The organism is Nonomuraea basaltis, assembly GCF_005893125.1.
Classification (GTDB): domain Bacteria; phylum Actinomycetota; class Actinomycetes; order Streptosporangiales; family Streptosporangiaceae; genus Nonomuraea; species Nonomuraea basaltis.
Genome location: NZ_VCJS01000442.1, coordinates 1 through 4,302, shown reverse-complemented (window position 1 = coordinate 4,302; position 4,302 = coordinate 1). Strand labels below are relative to the sequence as shown.

General features: G+C 65.6%; 6 protein-coding genes and 2 pseudogenes. 7 read left to right on the top strand and 1 reads right to left on the bottom strand.

Features of this window, described 5'->3' with window-relative positions:
* Positions 1-72: 72 nt before the first annotated feature.
* The 4 genes and pseudogenes from EJK15_RS78380 to EJK15_RS67905 form a co-directional block, all read left to right on the top strand.
* Positions 73-186: pseudogene (locus EJK15_RS78380) on the top strand (hypothetical protein); the annotation flags it as partial.
* Positions 187-225: 39 nt separating this feature from the next.
* A complete protein-coding gene (locus tag EJK15_RS78375; protein ID WP_420847193.1) occupies positions 226-354 on the top strand; it encodes a hypothetical protein in 129 nt (42 codons plus the stop codon).
* Positions 351-701: a hypothetical protein gene (locus tag EJK15_RS67910; protein WP_138720707.1), complete on the top strand. Its 351-nt coding sequence runs from the start codon at positions 351-353 to the stop codon at positions 699-701. The genes EJK15_RS78375 and EJK15_RS67910 overlap by 4 nt, the downstream gene beginning before the upstream one ends.
* Before the next feature lie 259 nt (positions 702-960).
* On the top strand, positions 961-1,662 hold the full coding sequence (locus EJK15_RS67905; protein WP_138720706.1) for a hypothetical protein: 702 nt from the start codon (positions 961-963) through the stop codon (positions 1,660-1,662).
* A gap of 331 nt (positions 1,663-1,993) precedes the next feature.
* Here the strand turns inward: EJK15_RS67905 and EJK15_RS67900 are convergent.
* Positions 1,994-2,131, bottom strand: a pseudogene (locus tag EJK15_RS67900) (response regulator); the annotation flags it as partial.
* A gap of 89 nt (positions 2,132-2,220) precedes the next feature.
* On the opposite strand from EJK15_RS67900, the gene EJK15_RS67895 reads away from it, so the two are divergent.
* From EJK15_RS67895 to EJK15_RS73975, 3 genes are all read left to right on the top strand, one after another.
* The gene (locus EJK15_RS67895) at positions 2,221-2,553 is read left to right on the top strand and encodes a hypothetical protein (protein ID WP_138720705.1); all 333 of its coding nucleotides are present in this window, start codon (positions 2,221-2,223) and stop codon (positions 2,551-2,553) included.
* Positions 2,553-3,911: a S41 family peptidase gene (locus EJK15_RS67890; RefSeq protein ID WP_138720704.1), complete on the top strand. Its 1,359-nt coding sequence runs from the start codon at positions 2,553-2,555 to the stop codon at positions 3,909-3,911. Before EJK15_RS67895 ends, EJK15_RS67890 begins: the two co-directional genes overlap by 1 nt.
* 179 nt (positions 3,912-4,090) lie before the next feature.
* Positions 4,091-4,302 (top strand): hypothetical protein (locus tag EJK15_RS73975; RefSeq protein ID WP_206062298.1); only part of this gene is annotated, 212 nt, incomplete at its 3' end.

Here is a 4,302-nt window from a genome sequence, read left to right as displayed (position 1 = left end):
GCCCGCTGCTGGAGCAGGAAGACCGCCTTCCCGAACGGGCACCCATCCGCTATCGCACGGCGGCCGATCTCCTTGCCAGAGCACCAGAGAGCCGCGACACGCCGACAAGTTGATTCCTTACGGCTTCACACCACCCGGCATCTGTGCCTGACGGACTTGGCCCGGATGGGCTGGGAACTCCACGCGATCTCCACCTTCGCTGGTCATCGCTCGACCGAATCGACGATGCGGTACATCCACCTGTCCGGCCGGGACCTGGCCGACAAGCTCAACAGAACGATGGAGCACATCCACGCCTGGCGCATCGAGGCGCTCACCAGGATGAACACCGTGGGCGACGGGGGCATCAAGTGACGGGGCTTGCCGTCGGGACCGCGGGCGAACAGCCGTCGGTGCGGAACTGGTGCTGGCCGATCGACCCCGACCGCTATGACCGCCGCAGGCTCGCTGATCACGACCGCGCGGTGGTTGGTGAGCTGGGTGCTGATCTGCTGCGGTCGAGGGACTGCGATGCGGTCGTGAGCGAGCGGACGGTCGGACGGTTGCTCCGGCCCCTGAAAGAGGCCCGCGATGCCTTGCGCTGGCAGCCGTCGACGTTGGAGGAGTACCGCCGCAGTTCCACCCAAGCGATGGGCCTCATACTGGCGCGCAGCGGCGAACTCGGTACAGCTTACTGGCAGTGGTCCCCGAACCGAGGATAGTGTGCAGCATTGATCACTACCGTTCCTCGCGGCACCATGGCTGTGTATCCGATCCCGCATTCCCCAAGCGAGCTCAGCGGGGGCGAGGTCCTCCACCGCAAACTGACCGCGAAAGGCCAGCATGGCTCGACTCAGGCGCAAGAAGTCGACCAGACAACCGCCGTCTCCTACACCAGCGCCCCCAGATCCATCACCAACGACATCCCGGTGGCGAGAGCCCGGCACCGTTGTAGCTATCGCCGGGGTTGCAGTCGCGCTGTTGGCCGCCTACTTCACCTGGCAGCAGACTCAACGATCAAGTGATTTAGCGATCGAACAAGTGCTGGCATGCACCTTCGGCGACCTCAATCGCAACAAAACCGACGAGGACTGTGATCCGACAAAAGAGATCAAGATAGTTCGCGGTCGCCAAGATTATCCCTTCGGCGCGCACCTGGATCTGGTTTTCCGGAACTCGGGCGAAGTTTCGGCCCTCATCAAGAGGGTTACGCTCCAGGTGCTACGGGTTACTCCCCTGTCCATATGTGCGAAGGTCGGCGGAGAGGTTGAGTCATCAGCGACGTATGACTTTGCCATCAAGCAGCCCGCTCCACCGGCTTACGACCTGTCCACCACAACCATCCACTCGGTGGACGACAAGCTGGACCGAATTACCCTCCTCATCCAGATGTCATTGAACGGCGGCGATCCCACCCTCGCCCTTGTCAAGGTCAGGCTTGACACTAGCGAGGGCCCGCTGACGACGGGACCGGTTGTAATTGCCGCTAATGGCCCTGTCTACAGCCTGCTCCGCCCCACCTCTACTGGCTGGGACGTTCCCGCGGACAAGGGCATTGATTGTGTCCGCCAGAACGCGACGACCATCAACGAGTTCCTGGGCGAAGCTGATGAAGAAGAAAGCAACGATCAGGTTCTTCTTCTACGGGAGGAGTTCGACAAGTTCCTCAGCAAGGCCGGCTGACGTCAGGCGACGCCAACGCCGCCGTAGAAGCTACGATGGTCGATTATGGTCCGGCCGAACTGCCTCGACTTTGACGGCGACCCCAAAGTCGGCCCATCCGAGCTACACCGACCTTGACAGTCGGCTTATAGACGACGGTTAGACACTGCGCTAGTGTGCTTAGCCTCGATTCGTCAGGGGGTCCCGGTAGTAATGGCGCAGGATCCAACGGATATGCCGCTCACCTGTGCTTATGCAGAGGTCTCAGAGTGGGGGGCCATGCCTGAGCCCTGCCTATCAATGCAGGCCAGAGGCATATCTGCTGGATTTTCGGCCGAAGCTACGGGGACCCCTCGTAGTGGTTGACCAGGGCGCGCTCGAGCGCGCTGGCGCCGTCGAACACGATGTCGACGGCCATGCCCTCGCGGCGCAGCCCGGCGGCCACCGTGCGGGCCAGCTCCTCGTGGTCCTCCACCACCAACACTTTCATGATCTGCCCAGGATGCCCAGGCGGCGGTTACAGCGCGGTAACCGCCGCTGTTTCCTCCCCGTAACCGGCCGGGCGATTGTCTGAGCGCCATGAAGACACGCAACCTGCTCGTGGCCGCCGCAACGGCTGCGGCGGCCGCCGCCCTCTGGGCGCTCCCAGCCACCCTCACCGGAATCGAGGCCGGCGACGGCGGCAGAAGGTTCACCACCTGCATGCGGGCCCAGGGCCTGCCCGACTTTCCCGACGTCGCCGTCTCCTCAGACGGCCTGGTCAACCTCACCATCGGCAGCGAGCGGGTGGAGGTGCTGTCGGAGAAGTACGGCGAGGCCGTCCGGGCCTGCCGGCACCTGCTGCCCGCCGGGGCTGTCCTGCCCGGCGGGCCCTTGGCCCCGCAGGCCCCGATGGTGAGGTTTCCCGGCTGATGCTCAGAAATCTCTGCACCGCCGTGCTGGTAGCGGCCTGCTCGGTGTTCGCGCCCGCGTGCACGCTCGTCTCAGCCTCCACCCCGGCTTCCACCCCGGCCTCCAGGCCGGCCAAAGGCTGCACCGCCATCACGGCGCCACCGTCGCCATCGGCATTGGCGACGTCGATAGACACGCTCAGGCAGGCGTATTTCTGCGTGCTGGACAACTACTACAGCGGCCCGGTCATGGACTCCAGGGCGCTGCTGAAGAGCGCCTTCGCCGCCTACACACAAGACCTGATGCGGCGCGGCGCCGACCGGGCCGATCTTCGGCTGCCCGCCTTGAGCGGAAACCGCGGCACCGACTGGGCCGCCTTCGCGAAAGTCCTCGGCCTCGGCGACTCCGCTGCCCTGCACGCCGCGATCACCGGTATGGTCACCGGATTGCACGACAACCACGCCCGCTGGGTCAGGCCGGACCCGTCGCCCCAAGGCAGGCCAGCCGGAACCGGCGTCGTAGGCGTGTCGGCCCAGCAGGGACCCCAGCTCGACCCCGCGGCCCGACCGCCGCTGTTCATCACCCGCGTCCTGCCAGGCAGCCCCGCCGCCAAGGCTGACGTCAGGGTCGGCGACATCATCGATGAGGTCAACGGCATGCCGGCGTTCATCGGGGACACCGTCAATCAGGCCATCCACGCCGCTTTCGCCTCCGACCTGGTACGGCTCACGCTCAAGCGGCCCACTACCGGACGCAGCCGCGTCGTCCAGCTCAGAGCAGGTCCTGCCACGCGGCAACCTCCGTCGGTGACCTCCAGGAAGCTCACCGGCGGCGTCACCTACGTCCACCTGCCTGAATTCCACGAGGGCGTCGCCGACCAGGTCATCGCCAAGCTGCAGGACAAACCGAGAGCCGTGATCCTCGATCTACGCGGCAACGGCGGCGGGTCGCCTCGGGAGGTGACGCGATTGCTCGGCGCGTTCGCGCACGGCAAGATCACCAGCTACTTCTGCCCGCTCAAGGGCGACTGCGTGCCCAACCGGACCGACGACAGCATCGCGCTGCTCGGCTCACGCCTGATCGTCCTCACCGACCGCGAATGCGCCTCGGCCTGCGAGGACTTCAGCGCTGCGGTCAAGGACAATGGCCTGGGCACCCTCGTCGGGACCCGTACCGCCGGGGCGGTCTCCGGCCCCAGCACGCCCTACCTCCTGGATGACGGCAGCGTCCTGCTCCTGCCCAAGGTCCGCCATCTCGGGCCCGCCCGCGAGGTCATCGACACGATCGGCGTGCCTGTCGACCACTACGCCCCCCTGACCGCCCTCGACCTGGCCACCGGACGCGACCCAGGCCTGACTAAAGCGCTGGGACTGCTCTGAGCTGCCTACCGCAACTTCAGACCTCTGTGGGTCTGGTGCGTTTGCTGGGGAGCGGTCACGGAGTGCGACTTCCAGGCGCGAGTGAGGCCGGGGCCGCATGGAGGGTGGTAGCGATCGCGTAACGCGTTGCGCGTGAGAACGGCCGTTCTGTCACGATCTGGATTTGCCAAGATCTGATCATGAAGAACGGCCGTAGGGGTGCCATTGTGCTGCACGAGCTCACCGGCAGGGAAGTCGGTCTGCTGTACATGCTGTTCCCGCACTTGAGGGGCCTGGTCCTTGACCAGGTGGAGGATCTGGGTGACCGCCTGAGGATCGCGGCCCGTACGGGCTCGGAGGGGGTGGCCTGCCGCGGCTGTGGGACACCGTCGGCTCGGGTGCATGACCGGTA